Source organism: Methylobacterium sp. E-016, assembly GCF_022829745.1.
GTDB lineage: Bacteria > Pseudomonadota > Alphaproteobacteria > Rhizobiales > Beijerinckiaceae > Methylobacterium.
This window is the reverse complement of sequence record NZ_JAKSYF010000131.1, coordinates 1-15,667: the sequence shown is the minus strand read 5'-3', so window position 1 is coordinate 15,667 and position 15,667 is coordinate 1. Positions and strand designations below refer to the sequence as shown.

The 15,667-nt window shown below is 59.7% G+C and carries 13 protein-coding genes; 10 read left to right on the top strand and 3 right to left on the bottom strand.

Annotated features, from left to right (window positions below; genetic code table 11):
- Positions 1–40: 40 nt before the first annotated feature.
- The 5 genes from MKK68_RS18525 (at position 41) to MKK68_RS18505 (ending at position 5,051) form a co-directional block, all read left to right on the top strand.
- Complete coding sequence (locus tag MKK68_RS18525; protein ID WP_244032355.1) at positions 41–874, top strand: aminoglycoside phosphotransferase family protein; 834 nt, start codon at positions 41–43, stop codon at positions 872–874.
- A gap of 223 nt (positions 875–1,097) precedes the next feature.
- On the top strand, positions 1,098–1,829 hold the full coding sequence (locus tag MKK68_RS18520) for an MBL fold metallo-hydrolase (protein WP_244032164.1): 732 nt from the start codon (positions 1,098–1,100) through the stop codon (positions 1,827–1,829).
- 444 nt (positions 1,830–2,273) lie between these two features.
- Entirely contained in the window at positions 2,274–3,380 is a 1,107-nt protein-coding gene (locus MKK68_RS18515; RefSeq protein WP_244032162.1) for a hypothetical protein, read from the top strand.
- Positions 3,370–4,404, top strand: a complete 1,035-nt coding sequence (locus tag MKK68_RS18510; RefSeq protein ID WP_244032160.1) for a site-specific integrase — start codon at positions 3,370–3,372, stop codon at positions 4,402–4,404. Before MKK68_RS18515 ends, MKK68_RS18510 begins: the two co-directional genes overlap by 11 nt.
- A 110-nt stretch (positions 4,405–4,514) precedes the next feature.
- Positions 4,515–5,051, top strand: coding sequence for a hypothetical protein (locus tag MKK68_RS18505; protein ID WP_244032158.1), 537 nt, complete (start codon positions 4,515–4,517; stop codon positions 5,049–5,051).
- Between the two features lie 121 nt (positions 5,052–5,172).
- Here MKK68_RS18505 and MKK68_RS18500 read toward each other — a convergent pair whose 3' ends face one another.
- On the bottom strand, positions 5,173–5,445 hold the full coding sequence (locus MKK68_RS18500) for a hypothetical protein (RefSeq protein WP_244032156.1): 273 nt from the start codon (positions 5,443–5,445) through the stop codon (positions 5,173–5,175).
- A gap of 13 nt (positions 5,446–5,458) precedes the next feature.
- Between MKK68_RS18500 and MKK68_RS18495 the strand changes: the two genes are divergently transcribed.
- The 3 genes from MKK68_RS18495 (at position 5,459) to MKK68_RS18485 (ending at position 9,796) form a co-directional block, all read left to right on the top strand.
- On the top strand, positions 5,459–5,635 hold the full coding sequence (locus tag MKK68_RS18495) for a hypothetical protein (protein ID WP_244032154.1): 177 nt from the start codon (positions 5,459–5,461) through the stop codon (positions 5,633–5,635).
- 446 nt (positions 5,636–6,081) lie between these two features.
- Positions 6,082–9,069 (top strand): Eco57I restriction-modification methylase domain-containing protein, encoded by a 2,988-nt coding sequence (locus MKK68_RS18490; protein ID WP_244032152.1) that lies wholly within the window; start codon positions 6,082–6,084, stop codon positions 9,067–9,069.
- A gap of 4 nt (positions 9,070–9,073) precedes the next feature.
- Positions 9,074–9,796: a hypothetical protein gene (locus tag MKK68_RS18485; RefSeq protein ID WP_244032150.1), complete on the top strand. Its 723-nt coding sequence runs from the start codon at positions 9,074–9,076 to the stop codon at positions 9,794–9,796.
- 115 nt (positions 9,797–9,911) lie between these two features.
- Here MKK68_RS18485 and MKK68_RS18480 read toward each other — a convergent pair whose 3' ends face one another.
- On the bottom strand, positions 9,912–11,108 hold the full coding sequence (locus tag MKK68_RS18480) for a hypothetical protein (protein WP_244032148.1): 1,197 nt from the start codon (positions 11,106–11,108) through the stop codon (positions 9,912–9,914).
- Between the two features lie 262 nt (positions 11,109–11,370).
- Between MKK68_RS18480 and MKK68_RS18475 the strand changes: the two genes are divergently transcribed.
- Together MKK68_RS18475 and MKK68_RS18470 are read left to right on the top strand one after the other, a co-directional pair.
- Positions 11,371–13,254: a sulfatase-like hydrolase/transferase gene (locus tag MKK68_RS18475; protein WP_244032146.1), complete on the top strand. Its 1,884-nt coding sequence runs from the start codon at positions 11,371–11,373 to the stop codon at positions 13,252–13,254.
- Positions 13,251–13,643 (top strand): diacylglycerol kinase, encoded by a 393-nt coding sequence (locus tag MKK68_RS18470; RefSeq protein ID WP_279605409.1) that lies wholly within the window; start codon positions 13,251–13,253, stop codon positions 13,641–13,643. The genes MKK68_RS18475 and MKK68_RS18470 overlap by 4 nt, the downstream gene beginning before the upstream one ends.
- Positions 13,644–13,880: 237 nt before the next feature.
- Here MKK68_RS18470 and MKK68_RS18465 read toward each other — a convergent pair whose 3' ends face one another.
- Positions 13,881–15,155, bottom strand: a complete 1,275-nt coding sequence (locus tag MKK68_RS18465) for a hypothetical protein (protein ID WP_244032142.1) — start codon at positions 15,153–15,155, stop codon at positions 13,881–13,883.
- Positions 15,156–15,667 lie beyond the last annotated feature (512 nt).

The window sequence follows — 15,667 nt, the reverse complement described above, 5'->3', positions numbered from 1 at the left end:
TTCTGCCCTACGCGGCTCTACGCCATGCTACACAGGCGGTATGTTCGAAGCCTATCTGACCCGCTGGGGTCTACTTCCCGATGGCGCGCCGATAGCCACGCACGCTGCCCACCTCCTCCCCGTCATAAAGGATAGTAGGCCAGCGATGCTCAAGCTGTCCCACGAGGCAGATGAACGCCTCGGCGGCGTGCTGATGGAGTGGTGGGGCGGGGATGGCGCCGCGCGGGTGCTTGCCAGGGACGTTGACGCCTTGTTGATGGAGCGCGCAACGGGCGCGGCGTCCCTAACCGACATGGCCCGGCATGGGCAAGACGACGAGGCTTGCCGTATCCTCTGCGCGGCTGCCGCTCGACTGCACGCACCCCGCCCGAAGCCACTGCCGGAGCTAACGCCTCTCGCGGAGCGGTTTAGCGATCTGTGGCCTGCGGCGGACCGCCACGGCGGCATCCTCGCCCGCAGCGCGGAAACGGCCCGCGCCCTCCTCGCGCATCCGCAAGAGGTCGGTGCACTGCACGGCGATCTGCATCATGGCAACGTGCTCGACTTCGGCGTGCGTGGCTGGTTGGCCATCGATCCCAAGCACCTGATCGGCGAGCGGGGGTTCGACTTCGCCAATATCTTCACCAATCCCGACCTTGCAGATCCCACGCGACCCGTGGCGACGCAGCCTGGACGCTTCACACGGCGATTAGACATCGTCGCTGCGGCAGGCGGTCTGGATCGGCGACGCCTTGCATCCTGGGTATTGGCCTGGGCCGGTCTCTCGGCCTCGTGGTTCCTAGGCGACGACGATCCCCTCGCCGAGACCGACTTGCAAATCGCGGCATTGGCTGCTGCCGAGTTGGACCGGCAGGAGGAGCATCACAGGTCTTGAAGGTCCGTTTCCAAGCCGAGCCGACGTTGCGGACGTAATCGAACGGCCGTTTTGCGGGAGCACCGTCAACTGTCCCGACGACCAGCTTGGGTGGATTTCAGGCTATCTGCTGCCGAGCGCATGCTGGGGGGAAGCTGTCGTCTCCATCGCCATCGCAACCCTTGCGTTCGTGGCTACGAGGGAAAGAATGAGGGCCGATCACTGACCACGGCGTGAGTTGGCAATGGAGCTTCGTGTTCTCGGCTGCGGTGATGCTTTCGGCTCTGGCGGACGGCTACACACGTGCTTCCATGTCGAGGCATCCACTACGCGCTTCCTGATCGACTGTGGCGCCTCCGCGCTAATCGCCATGCGCCGCTTCGCTGTCGATCCCAATGGGATCGAGACGGTGTTTCTCACCCACCTGCACGGCGATCACTTCGGCGGCCTGCCGTTCCTGATCCTCGATGCGCAGCTTGTCAGCCGCCGCACCACGCCCTTGACTATTGTAGGACCGCCGGGCTTGCGCGGGCGCCTGCCAGCGTTGATGGAGGCTATGTTTCCCGGCTCATCCAAAGTCGAACGTAAGTTCGCTTTGCAAGTCGTAGAGATCGAGCCGGAGACACCAACCGAGGTCAACGGCGTCGAGGTGCGAGCTTTCCAGGTAAAACACCCATCGGGCAGCCCCTCTTTCGCCCTGCGCCTGACCTTCCGGGGCAAAGTGATTTGCTACACGGGGGACACGGAATGGGTGGATGCCTTGATCCCCGCCGCGCTTGGGGCCGACCTTCTCATTGCCGAGGCTTACACGGCTGAACGCCCCGTGCGTTACCATCTGGATTGGGCGATGCTGGAACGGCACCTTCCGGAAATCGCCGCCAAGTCCGTCCTTCTCACGCATATGAGCCCCGACATGCTTGGGCACTCTCCGCAGGCTGCGCAAAAAGCTGAAGACGGGCAGATAGTTTACTTTTGAGCAGATGGAGTTCATCCACTTCGACGCCGCATGTCTGCTTCCGGGAAAGCCGAACAACCGGCGATGCGCCCGATATGGGTCGGGAGCGGACCCAGGGCACGGGTACCATCCGTCAGATTTCGACCCACGACGAAGAGGCACCCGATTTTTTAGGATATATAATGAGGGACACTGCGAGACAAGTGTAAAGGCCTCATATAGAACAGGTTTTGATCCAAAATATCTTGAGATTATATCATCCCCTTTCATTAAAGACATCTTTAGCGCACGACAATGTCTCTTCGTTGTCGCTGACCTGTAACGGTTGTACGGCGCCGGCGTTTGACGGCGGTTTCGAGACATTTCCTCGAAGCCCGTACATTAATCTTTCCTTGGTCCGCTATAGGCCTAACGTCATAGAGGGTCTGAAGTTCTCAGCCTCCCCTTCAACGCAAGGAGAGGCAATTGATTGGACCCGACATTCTCGCGGATCTTCGCACCCGGCTCGCGCACAAGATCGCCGGCCGCCCTGCGATCCCGCCCTGCGATCCCCTGTCGATCTCGCCGTGGATCGCTATGAGCCTTCTTCAGAAGGCCATCAGACGCGGACACACGCCGCTCGCCTTGCAGGCTGCCGCGACACTTCTCATCGATTCGCCTGATCGGCTCTGGCGCCGCTGTGGCGGCATCGCCTTCGAGGACATGGGCATTGCTGACCTCGACACGCTCGGCCTCGTGACAGCTGCTTTGGGCGGCAAACGGGTGCGTCAAACCCTTGGCGGGGAATGGGCCGTCGGCAGCTTCATCGTTACTGCGATGGCTGAGGCTCGAAAGTGCCGTTCGGCAGACGATCTCCTGATGGGAGTCGAGCTTCACCCTGACCTAGCCGAAGCTCGGCACAAACAAGCCGAGCTATCCATCCATCAACTTCGCCGGATCGTACTCAGCCAAGCGACGCTGCCGGAACGTGCTCTCGCGCTCTGGTTCGTGCTCGGTACGGATCGCCGGCCATCGCCCCGTCTCGCAACGCGACGGGGAGAGCCGGCCTTCGCATTCGATCTCCTGGACGAACTCGGCTGCCCAATGACCATGGTCGAGATCGCACGGGAGGGATTCAGGCGAACCCGGGAAATGCTAAGCCCGCTCGTCGGCCTACTTATGGCCGGGGGTGCACCTACCAACCCAGCCGTCACAGATGACGACCTCGGGCACGAAGCGTTCATCGGTGCGCTCCCATGCTGGGCTCTGGATACCTACACTCGCGAAGGGCGGCGCGCTTTATCCCGTTTCGCAGCTGGTGAGTCACGGACGGCCAAGTGGGTTCGAGACCGCATTCCAGAGGGTCGTCACACAGCCTTCCTCGGAGATCTGCTGTTCCAGGTTGAGGGCGGCCTGATGCGGCGACGCCTTCGATGGGCGCTCGGCGACAGCTTGCGACGCCAGAACGAGGTTGAGTGCCGAGGCGTCTCCCCATCCGAAGCCAGTGAAATCCTGGCCCTGCTCAGCTCCGACATCCCACAGCTGAACGAGGTCCGCGCCGAGGTGATGGAGGATACCCGCCATGCTCGGTGACATCCTCACTCGTGATAATCCCTTATTATCCCGTGCCAACCGGCCAATTTCGACCAAGCTTGGCCTTAGTGAAATCAACTTCACTTGTCCGGATGATGGGGAAAAACGTGGACAGCTGAGCCCCTTCGATCCGGGTGACGAGCGGGTCGCAGCCCTCATCGAAAAAAGCATCTCGGACAACACCAGGCGGGCGTACCGTTTCGACCTCTCGCATTTCGAGATTTGGGGCGGCACGATCCCATCCACACCGGCGACAGTTGCAACCTACCTTGCGGACCATGTGCACGAGCTAAGCGTCGCCACCTTGGTCCGCCGCGTGGCAACCCTTTCAAAGGCGCACGAAGCCCGTGGTCTCGCGAATCCATGCCGATCTGAGATCGTCCGCGCGACACTGCGGGGGATCAAGCGTTCCAAGGGGACGGTGCAGAAGCAGGCGCGGGCACTCGAACGAGAAGACCTGATGCTCGTGCTCGATCAGCTCGGCGAATCAGTCCGCGACGTGCGCGACCGCGCGCTGCTTCTCCTCGGCTTCGCGGGTGGGTTCCGTCGTTCAGAGTTGGTTGGACTCAATCATGCCGATGTCGAGCACGTCCGACACGGTTTGATCGTCACACTTAATTTCTCGAAGACTGATCAGGAGGGCGCGGGACGCCAGCTTGGTATTCCTCACGGTCGCACCCGGCATTGCCCCGTCGCCGCCCTCGATGCGTGGCTAGCACTATCTGGCATCGCGACCGGCCCCATCTTCCGACCCGTCGATCGGCACGGCCATATTGGGGTCGATCGCCTGTCGGGTGAGGCGGTATCGTTGGTGGTCAGGGAGCGGGTAGGCGCCGCCGGGATCAACCCCGTCGGCTTCTCTGGTCATAGCTTGCGCGCCGGCTTCGCAACCAGCGCCGTGCGGGCCGGGGTGCCGACCCACAGGATCAGAGCACAGACAGGACACGCCAGCGACGCGATGCTCGCGCGCTATGTCCGAGAAGGAGAACTGTTCCTCGGCAACGCTGCCGGTGCGCTTCTGTGAGATCGTCCACCGCATAGGGGCTGGCCAGGCGAGCTGCTCGGTTCCAAGAAAGGATAGTACCGGTTATCTCCAAATCATCCTTTGAGTTCTTTGGAACGAGCAGATGCGCCATGCCTGGTGATGACAGCGGACTTTACCAGAGGGCGGTGCGGCTCGCCCTCGACTGGAAGGGAAACATCTTCGAACTGGCGGAAACCCTGTCGGCCCTCCGGGCGGATCACCCCGCCCAGTTCGCCGACTGGCTGAAGCGACCGGACGTGAGCCGCCGCAGGACGTACTACCTCGTGAAGATCGCAGAAGCCTACAACGAGCTTCCGATCGCCAGGGATCGCCTCAACCGCCTCGGCTGGACCAAACTGAACGAGATGGCTGAGATCATTACAGAAGCCAACGCTGACGAGTTGATCGCGCTTGCGGAACGCAGCACGGTCGTGGAGCTTCGCCGGGGTCTGGCAATGGAGCAGCCTGCCGAGAAAGCTTGCAGCATGGTGTTTCACCTGGATGCGGAGCAGCACCGCGATCTAAGCAAAGCTCTGATTTTGAACGGGGCGAAACCGGGACGCCGGGGCTTATCAAACAAAGAAGCTGCAATTACCCAAATGGCACAACTGTTTTTAGCATCGAAATACAAAATTAATAGCCATTAGATTGGTACTCAAATTTGCCTATCATCGTCAAAATTCAAAAATCTGTTTCCACGCCCAAATCGAATTTGCTTTCTTCTAAATGCGAAATTGAACGCACGATCAATTTAATCGCCGTCCGATACTATGGGCCATCACCAAAAATCTTTTTGACTGCCTTAATGCTATGTTCGAAAGCCGAGACCGCTTGAGAAAAAGCGGTCGGCAACACTAAAAGTAAGCGATCAGTCCCCTTATTGGCGATTGTCGGCTGAAGCGGACCTTCGGCCACCACTGCGACAGGCAGCGGCGTGAATTCGACCGCGACGGCTAACGGCGAAGCGATTAGGGTATTCCGTTTCGCACCATCTTGGTGCAGGATGGTGCAGGCACTCCAGGGACGATGCATGGCGGGCAAGGTAAGGTTCTCCGTGAGCGTCGATCCGAAGATTAATGCCGAGATCGAGCGGATGAGGCGGCGTCACAAGCCGGAGTTGTCGAAGAACTACATCGTTGAGTTCGCCCTTGTCCGTCTGCTCGAAGCAATGGACGGCAAGCAGCTTGCGCTCCCGCTCGTACTCGATCCTGCCGCCGATGCCTCCCTCTAAACGCGCTATCCGGTGCTGTTGGAAAAGGCCGCATCCGCCAAACTGCGGGTGTAATCTTGTATAGCTTAGGCCGCGATCTCCTTAACGAGGTCTACGGGCGGTTCGGCGAGCGCTCAGACGATCTGCTGAACGCCACTTCGCAGCCGGAGAAGTTCGCGGCGTCGGGCGAGCCCTTGGAGCGTTGGACTGACCTAGGCGATTGGCTGGGACTCGCGGAGAGGCTTGGTGCCGAGAAGGTGCTGTCCCTCCGCGGCGATCCCGTCGCGGTGTTCGCAGACGCGCGGGGTACGCCGGACGAAACTTCGCTAGGCGAGCTATACCGGCGCGCATGGTGCATGTCGGAGCCACGCTGCCTATTCATCGCGTTGCCGAACGAAGTACGCGTCTACGCTCTCAGTCTTCCGCCAAAGCGCGGCACGCCCCCTTCCGATCCCTGGCGAGTTCTCTTGACCACCGCGGACGTGTTGGAACTCACGCGCGAGGTCGACAAGTTCGGACCCGACTTGCAGGGCTTGATGGAGATTGGCGGCGTGGCGCCCGCGCGCGCCGACCGCAGACTCATCGGCGACCTTCGCATCGTGCGGTCACAACTTGAGGCGACAGGCCTATCGATGGCGGAGGCTCACGCCCTCATCGGCCGATCGATCTTGGTTCGCTATCTTGAGGATCGTGGAGTGCTGACGCGGGCCTACTTCGAGGGCGTTGCGGAAGGCGTCGCAGCGTGGCAGCACAACCTCGACTTTGAAGGTGACACGCTTGTCCTTGGGCCGCCCGGCAAGCAGCGGTTCTACGATAGAGTGCTCCGTGACGCCGACTATACGGCCGCGCTTTTCGAAAAACTCGCGGAGGACTTCAACGGCGATCTGTTCTCGCTTGGGGAGGCGCGGGGCAAGCGCTTCTCCGGCCCAGTGCTTCATATGATGAGGGCCTTCCTTCTTGGCGAGGTGGAGAGCGACCAGCGGCCGCTTTTCTTTTGGGCCTACGACTTCGAGGTGGTCCCTCTCGCCCTCATCAGCAGTATATATGAACAGTTCTACCACGATGCCTTGGATGAAGAAGGCGACGGTGCCCATACGGAGTCAGATGAGCGCGCCGAGAAATTGAAAGTTGTCCCAGATCGGCAGGCTCATCTCGATCAGAAGAATAATCAGAAGCGTGTGAAAGATCACGACGAACTCCGCCAAGAAGCTGGGACCCACTACACGCCCGCCAATCTAGTTCATGATGTGCTACGTCGTACGCTAACACCGGCCCGCCTCACTCTCGAGCCAAAGATCCTAGATCCAGCCTGCGGGTCGGGGGTCTTTCTTGTGGAAGCCTTTAGGCGCGTCGTTCGCTTCGAGGCGCAGCGGCTGCGGCGCAAGCTGTCTCCAGCGGAATTGCGCACGATCCTTCAGCGCCGGGTTTTCGGTATCGAGATCAACGCCGAGGCCGCGCGGGTGGCAGCCTTCAGCCTGTATCTCGCCCTGCTGGACCAGCAGGAGCCGCCAGACATCGCCTCAGGCGGTTCGTTGCCGTACCTTCTTCATAGCGGCGTACGCGATGAGCGGCGCTTCGGGATTATCGTCGTATCGGACGCCTTCGCATTGACGGACGAGGAGCGGCGACTGCTGTCGGATCGCGTGGCCGCCAAGCGAAGCTACGCGGGGCGTGGGGATGACCTCAAGCTGCTAGCCGCCGCTGGCACGCTTGATTTGACCCTTAACGACTTTGACGTGGTCGTTGGTAATCCACCCTGGCACGAAGCGTCCAATCGAGAGCCGGTCCCCCGTCTCTGGGCCTCAGCCTTCCAGCTGCCGGCCGGCGAAGGATCGTTCTCGCAGCTGTTCATCCACCGCGCGATTACGATGCTGCGGGAAGGAGGCGCGCTCGGACTTTTGGTCGGAATGAAGGTGTTCTGGAACGACCGCGACACGAGCAGAGCCTTCCGCCGACACCTGCTCGCCCATGCGGCAATAGCCCAGGTCGTGAACATGGCGCACGTGCGCCGCGTCTTCTTCGCCAAGGCTGTCGCGCCGTTCGCATTTATGCTGGCGGAGAAGCGCCGGCCCAACCCGGCCGAACGCGCCGTGCTCTGGAACGCCAGGCGGGTCGGCTCTGTCGAACGGCTTCGAACTATGTCCGCCGTCCCACTCGACCGTCGCGTGGTCGCCCAAGCGGACCTCGCGGAAGTGGACTACCTCTGGAAGGTTTTCTGGTGGGGAGGGCACCACGATGCCGCTCTGGTGTCCAGGTTGCGCATGGAGCGAACTCTCGGCGAAGCGGTCGAGAACTTTGACCCGCCGCCGCGCTACGGCTGGCAACGCGGCGGTGGCGAGCCGACGAGCTTGCTGGCGGTCCTGCCCGAGCTAAGCAATAAGAAGGTCCAGCCGTTTGGTCCCTTGCAGGACGAATGGTTCTTGCCACCCCCCAGGGGCGTCAAACGCGATCCCGACCAGCGCATCTACGACGGGCGCCGACTTGTCATGACGCACGGAGTGCGGGAGCCGCTCGGCCCCGTCGCGCGGCTTGAGGATCGGCCGTTCTCGTTCCGGCACAGCTTCTATTGCATCCCACTGCGCCATGTCACCGATGCCCAGGCGAAGACGGCTCTTGGCGTACTGTGGTCGTCGCTCGGTCGCTACCTACTCTTCATGACGGCAGGCAGCTGGGGTGGCTGGCACGATAAAGTGACGGCCCGCGACCTCCTCGGCATTCCAATTCGGTTCGCGCCGTCGTGGGGCATGGCGCGGGCAGAGCATGACGATGCGACCGCGCGCGTCGTCCGCGCCGTGGAGCTGCTTCGCGACTCCGCTCCAGCCGAGCCTCAGAGCCACATTTTCATCGACAGACAAAGCGGGCTGACCAGCCGGGAAAACGACTCCGCCATCCGCCTCTTGGATAACGCCGTCTTCGATCTATTCGAGCTATCGCTATCTGAACGCGACCTCGTTGAGGACTTCTGGGCCGAAGAACACGATCTCTACTGGAAGGGAGCAGCGTCAAGCGCAACGAAGCGCTTGCCGCTGTCCGGAGCGGTCGCCGGCTCCCGCACCGGCTCCGTAGACGCTTCTTTGCCGAAGGGCCTGTCACGATACCTACGCGCCTTCCTAGACGCCTGGGAAGAGCATCTGCCTGAAGTGATCGAGTTGAGCTGGCGCGTGACGCCGTCTCCTGGAGGGGATGCTCTGGCGGTGACCTTTGACCTTGTCGATCCGAGCGCATCGGACGGGATGGCCGCCAGTGGGGACTGGGCCTCCGTGGTCGCTCGCTGCGCCGCGGCTCTCTCGAGACCAGTGTCGCCTGCCTTCCACGTCAGACGCTTAGTGCGAGCGGTGACGAACAACGGCTTCGTCGTCTTAAAGGAGAACGCTCGTCGGCTTTGGACAGCAAGCACCGCCCGCGAAGACGCCGAGGCCCTATTCGTGCAGTTGGCCTCGCGCAGGAGCGCTTGATTAGATGGCGGAACTAGATGCGATCTCGACCGGTCTGTGGCCCGCCTTCGTCGATAGCGTGCAGGCGGTAATCCAGGCCGGCTTGGAGGGCTTAGCAACGGACGCGGAGGCCGGCGGCTTCGGACGGAGCAACGAAAACGACCTCAACCGCGAGTTATTCTTCCGGATAAGGCGTGTCGCCGTCGCGCGTCATAAGACTTTGCTTTCACTGACGCCGCGGCCGATCCTTAGCCGCGAGCATACCTGGAACCTAGTAGCGACCTACGAGGCGAACAACTTGCCAAGCCCCGACGATCCCGAAAGGACAAATCGGGAAAACAAGCGCCCTGACTTCCAGTGGGGTTTTCAGGACGACCAAGCAGTCGACCTTGACCGGGCTACACGGACCTACGTGGTGGAATGCAAGCGGTTGGGTACAGCTGCAGGAGCCTGGATCTTCAACGGAAACTACGTCGCCCACGGTGTGCGACGCTACGTCGACGAGTCTCATCTCTACGGCAAGGATGACATTTACGGGGGGATGATCGGCTATGTCCAATCGATGGACGTTGCGACCGTCGCGCGCGAGGTAGTCAAGGCGCTCACCGAAAGCAGCCTTCCAACGTTGCCCGTTCCCTCACCCCTTCCCGGCTCATCGGCAGTGCACGTTGCCGAACATGAACTGGATCGCAGCAATGCCGCGTCACCGTTCAAGCTGACGCACTTCTGGGTAGACCTGCGCCTGTAAATTTAGGGCCTTTTACAGATCAGCGCCATGAATAAGCTGCGACCACACGCCGAGTCAGCCTTAATGACTGGACCAGGCGACCTCCGCACGACCGCGCGCTCGTATTGGTCGGGCGTCACTTCGTGGTGAACGGGACAGAACACAACGACACGATCTTTTCCGGTGTCAGGCAGTGATGGTCAAGCCTTCTGCTTACTTCGCTCGGTAAGGTAAAAACTTTGGAAGTCGTAATGGCGGCGACGTAGGCGCGGACGGCGTTGCGTAGCCGGAGCAAGCCCGCATCTTCCATGATCCTAATCGCCGGGTCCGGCGATGCGGCGGTCTCGAAGCGCGTCTGCGGATGCACCATTAGTGGCGTGAATACGCACGTAGCGTCGTACTCTCGCCTGAACCAGACGATGGAGCCGTTCAGCTGATTGGTGTCCTTTTTGGAGATGCGCAGCGCGCCGGTGGCTCCGCTCTTACATTCGATCACAAGGTATCTAAGGCCGCCTAGCGCCCAAAGGTTGTCAGGCCCACGACCCACTTCCTCCTCCGGTCGCTCTGAGCCAAACCCCAGCAGCAGACCGAGATCTCGCATCGCCGCCTCGAATCGGCGGCTCTGCTCCTCGCCCCAGCGGAGCTCATCGAGCACGCCGTTGGTCCAGATCACAAGATCGTTGCCTTCGAGGAACCGCTGCATGAACGCGACGGCAGCCGCAGCCTGGCCGGTCGCTGGCGCACTCAGCTTCCGGTATGACACTCCTACAAGCGGCTTTAACAACCTCCGGTTCAGCCCCAGCGCCGACATCTGAACCTCCTGTGCTTGGGCGGGGTCGATGAAGTCTATGTAAGAGGCGAGTTGCTGTTTCAAAAATCCCTTCGTCATCTCGTCGCGTACCACCGCCACGGCCGCCTGCACTTTCTCAGCTGCCGCGTCGTTGCGCTTGACTCGGGCAAGATCGAATGCGTTGCGCATAAGGACTGTCCCGGCGTCGACGTTGGCATCGACACCTGGAGCAGCGTTTACCACCGCATTGCGGCCCGCAGCCACCCAATCATCGTCCTGTTCAAGGCAAAGGTCGATGACAGGTATCAGCTCCTGCAGTGGCTTACCTTTGACCTGACTTGCCACCGCCTTGCCGAGTTCAATCTGGGCTCGCGTCGCCGGCGAGAACATACCTTCCGCGTCAGGATCATGCAGCCGCTGAGTTAGGCGGCCGCCAAGCAGCAGCACGACGCAGTGGTCATCGCTGGAACGCACGCCCCGGCCCATCCCCTGCTCGATGCGCTGCACCTGTCGTAGGAGCTGAGGGCGGGTGCCGTCCAGCATAGTCATCTCCAGGCGCTCGCCCAATCCTGAAACTTCTGGCAGTCCATCGATGACTAAGAGTTCGCACCGCTACGAAGCGAAGTCGCCGTTATCCGGCAATCTTGCTTCTAAGAGCGGTAAAGATCTTAAATCACAACAACTTGGGATCTTACCAGCCCTGCCTAGAGCAACTGGTTGATTATAAATCAATCTGCGATGTGAATTTATTTTTGAGGCGCAACGCTCAGGAACTTATGCCAATTTGTAACTCTAACGCTGCAAAATGCAAGAGCAGGTTATCTATAGAAATTCAGCTTATCTTAAACAAACTTCGACCTATTTCGCTTTTAGAAACGATCTTGCAACCGTTCTATATCACCGTTTTGTGGTGTGCGAGGCCGAGCGAATGACAATCAATTTATCTAAAACTGGGACGCCTGATGTACACCTCGAAGCTCCCATATGCCATTTCAGATCATCTGGTGCTAAGAAGCTGACCCCAAACGATCGGTTTAAAAAGGTTTATTTTCGGCGCTTCGTAATCACGCTTGTAACGGTTGTATGTCTTGGCCTTGTCGTAGCCGGCGAGCAAGATATCCGGTCGGTTCCATTCACCTTAGCGTGTTTGCTCTCCATTGTTTTCGGCGCCTTTTTTGTGAGTCGCCGTCCCATATTCTCGATTGCCTGCGGATTGATTGTTCTGGCTGGATCCGCCTTTGTGTCAGCTGTTAAATTGAGAAACATGGCTGTTAAAGCGCAAGTGATCGATTTATATCTTTACTTTTCGAAGCTAGATGTAATTCGTTTTCTTGTGTCGGAGTATTTTCTGTACGTTGCAGCCTTCTTTACCCTTATCTTGCTTGGGGTGACCGTTGGAATAGCAATTTTTTATCTGGAAAATCATAAAAACACACCGCGATGGCGGATCGGCCTAGCATTAGTATCAGTTTTATTGCTCGCGCAATTCTCACGGCCGGCAGAGGCAGACACCTTTTGGTATTACGTTCGCAAAAATCACTTAATCTCTTCAATTTTTGCTTCCACGGGCGATATAGTTCGATATGCGTCTGACAGTCCGTTGAAGGTGCGCCTCGACAACCTCGGCGGCTCCACGCCGTTTGCATCGCAAAACTGCGGCGCCTCGAAGCGCCCAGACATCGTCGTGGTCCTTAGTGAGAGCGCCGTCGCACCGACGGCGTTTCCTGAGTGGAAAGCGGGTTCCCTCGCGCCTCAGGCCTTCCATTCATTCGATGGTCGAACGCGGGACTTGCGGGTCGAGACCTATGCAGGCGCGACTTGGATCAGCGAGGTACAGTTCATGACCGGCTTGTCTCCCGCCGACCTGGGTTGGCGCCGTCCTTATGCAACGCTTTTCCTCGAGGGCCGGATTCGCCATTCCCTTCCGATGCACCTCAAGGCTTGCGGTTACAGAACGATCGCAATTTCACCGCAAGGATATGGCTTCGTCAACGAAGGCGCGTTTCTAAAATCCATTGGAATAGATGAAGTTTTGGACTACAAAGCGATCGGCGCAAAAAGTACGCATGAGCCCGATGACGTGTACTACAATGCCGCGACCAAAGTTCTCAAGGAAAGATCGCAGGTAGATAACAGGCCGAATTTCGTATTCGTCATGACTATGTCAGCGCATGGTCCTTATGATTACAGGGATCAGCCGGAAACCCGCTTGCCAAGAGAGCCATTCGGGAATTCTCCTGAGGTCGATGAGTATCTGCGGCGGCTTGCGCTGGCCCGTTCATCGTACAGTCGCTTTCTCTCGGGATTGGAGAGTGTCGCCGATCGGCATGGAATCGTCGTCGCCGAGTTCGGGGATCACCAGCCGATCGTGACCGCACCGGTCATCGAGGCGCGTGAGGGTCCCGACCCCCTCCTCGACTTTCACTCGTCGGCATACAAGACCTTCTTCTCGATCAATCTCATCCATACCGCACCGGCGGCGGAGCTCCCGCCTCATTCGACACTCGATTTGACCTATCTTGGCTTGACGATACTTGAAGTCGCCGGCCTTCCGCTCGGACCGGTCTTTTCCGCGCAAAAAGTACTCCGCGACCAGTGCTCAGGTGGCTTCCATACCTGTCCAGAGCGGGACGCGGTGGATGCTTATCTTGGCCGCCTACAAGCCTCTCATTTAGCGGATTTGCCATGAGACATCAGAGAAGTAACGCCTCTCAACCTGCTCGCCTACCCTCGTCCGGTTTGAGCTGTGCCCTTCAAAATTCACTCCGTGGGCTCATGCACGTTGTGCGATCGGAGCGAGCCGTTCGACAGGAAATCATTGCGCTGGCGGTCGGGATACCGAGCGCTGTGATCATGTCCGAACACTGCTGGACGCGTGTCGCTTTGATCGGAGTACTGCTGCTCGTGATCGTGGCCGAATTACTGAATACAGCGATAGAGAAGCTATGCGATCATGTTACCCCCACACGGCATCCGGATATCGGTCGGGTGAAAGATATCGGCTCGGCTGCAGTGCTGGGTACGTTGTGCCTTGCGGCTCTCGTATGGGGGAATGCGCTCTTTTGTGTTGGTTCTTGATCTAAGTTGCTCGACCTGCATTCGACCGCGCGCCTTTCAAGCTTGAAACTGCGTGATCGTTACGATGATGCAATCAGGTTCGACCGTACACTTTTCGCTTCCGCAAATACGGGGTATTTAGGATATCTGTAATGCTGATATTCTGGCCCATTATTTGTCAAATATCAAACATTTGAAATATCGTATTTGTATATTTTGACTGAGATTGACTGACCGACTGGAGCCTAGTGGCTATGATCAGATGTCTCGAATCTTAGGGTCGAGCGCGAACTTCGTGGCAGAGGCTGCAAGCACAAGAGCGATACCGAACAGGAACGCTTGATTGATTGAGAGTTCCTCGAATGCCAGCGAGGGTGTCATGAACAGTACGGTGTAGAACATCAGTGGGCCGTACCGCTGCGGGCTGAGCACGATCCGGAACGTCCCAACAAGGAAGGCGAGCGCGACCAGGACCCCGCTTTGGAGTGCGAGGGTGACAACAGCGTTATGCGGCGTGCCGACGCCGGCCATTACGAATATTAGATTTTCTTTTGAAACGTTTCCTAGGCCAAATGGGTTAGTCAGTGAGAGTTCCAGTCCTGCGACCGTTGAGTCCAAGCGCTCCAGGATGTTATCCTCCGCGTGGCTGTCGGCAACGAACCGCTTCTCGATCGCCGACTGGAGCTGCTCGGGCACGGGGGCATAGCCGGTGGCGCTGTACAGCATGAGGAGACCGCAGACGGCGGCCGCCCCCGACAGGACGGCATAGAAGCTGACGCTCTTTCTGAGGATCAGCCCGAGGACGATCGCCGGCAGGATGAGCCCGGCACGGTTGTTGGTCAGCGGGAAGCTGACGAGGAGGCCTGCGAAGTACGCCACGTAGATCGCGCTGCGGCCGGTGCGGTACCAGAGGTAGGCCGCCGCCGCGCCGGCTAACGCGAACACGTGCCCAGTCTCGTTGCCGGCAGTCCACAAGCCGCCGAGCTTGTCTTGCATGAACAGGATGGTCTCTGGTCGCAAGTCGCTGGTCGGTACTGCGAGCCCGACGGCTGTGAGGTCGATGCCGGCCGAGGCCGCGACCAGGACCAGGAGCGAGCCGGCAAAGCCCACGAGCGTCCCGACCGCGAAGCTGTCGGCGCCCGCCGGCTCGCGGAGCAGGATCACGAGCTGCGTCGCCTGGACGAAGTACAGCAGCAGCACCAGGGTCAGGTACAGGTCGCCCTGCTGGACGTCGGCCTTCGCCACCAGCGAGGCGGCGAGCAACAGGACGACCACGCCAATCGGCAGCGCCCGCGCCAGAAGCGGGGACAGGATGCGCGGACGAAGTAAGAAGTACGGGATCGTCAGGAATGGCAGGATGTCGGACAGGCGCATGAACGGCAGCCCGAAGGTCGAGGTCATCACGTTGAACTGCAGCGCGAAGCCAACGCCGAGGATCACGAGCTGGTCGAGCCGGCTCAGGGACACGCCTCCTGACGCCGGAACCGCCCGCTGCGCCTCGGCCGGGACGCCCCCTCCCTGCGCGATCCGCATGCACACCTCCTCAACGACCGGCACTCTCAGCGGCCGATAATGGCCAACCTTGCACAGGACAGGTTTGAGAATGCTTGCACGCACGCGTGCGCATGCGGCCTGATTTTTCACCACGAGTTCAACGATGGCTGTGGGTTGCGCTTCAGCGCTGCTCGTGCCGAATTTTAAGCTGGATTGACACAAATAGCGGAAGGGGCTGCTTTCCTCTCGAGCATTCCCGCGAGCGGCCATTCTGCCAACCACCCGACCCGGTCGCTGGCCTCTGTGTCAACAGCGTGGAAGCGGACCTTCCGAGGGTCTGCAAGGGGGCGATACCGGACGGACAATTACTTGGCCCTGAATGTCCGCTGCCAGGCAGTGGGTTGATGTCTGGGTCGTGTCCCAGGCGGTGGTGTAGCTGAGGGGTGGTCATCGGCGGTTGCCGGGTAGGGTCGGGTTGCGACGACCAACCCCGAACCCGAGAGACCCCCGATGACCGACGAGATCATGGCCCTGCGCGGGCTGATGGAGAA

Coding starts and splice junctions, on each gene's coding strand:
- MKK68_RS18470 (WP_279605409.1), top strand. CDS start 13,251: ATGAGACATCAGAGAAGTAACGCCTCTCAACCTGCTCGCCTACCCTCG.
- MKK68_RS18480 (WP_244032148.1), bottom strand. CDS start 11,108: ATGCTGGACGGCACCCGCCCTCAGCTCCTACGACAGGTGCAGCGCATC.
- MKK68_RS18475 (WP_244032146.1), top strand. CDS start 11,371: ATGCAAGAGCAGGTTATCTATAGAAATTCAGCTTATCTTAAACAAACT.
- MKK68_RS18525 (WP_244032355.1), top strand. CDS start 41: ATGTTCGAAGCCTATCTGACCCGCTGGGGTCTACTTCCCGATGGCGCG.
- MKK68_RS18485 (WP_244032150.1), top strand. CDS start 9,074: ATGGCGGAACTAGATGCGATCTCGACCGGTCTGTGGCCCGCCTTCGTC.
- MKK68_RS18510 (WP_244032160.1), top strand. CDS start 3,370: ATGCTCGGTGACATCCTCACTCGTGATAATCCCTTATTATCCCGTGCC.
- MKK68_RS18520 (WP_244032164.1), top strand. CDS start 1,098: ATGGAGCTTCGTGTTCTCGGCTGCGGTGATGCTTTCGGCTCTGGCGGA.
- MKK68_RS18505 (WP_244032158.1), top strand. CDS start 4,515: ATGCCTGGTGATGACAGCGGACTTTACCAGAGGGCGGTGCGGCTCGCC.
- MKK68_RS18465 (WP_244032142.1), bottom strand. CDS start 15,155: ATGCGGATCGCGCAGGGAGGGGGCGTCCCGGCCGAGGCGCAGCGGGCG.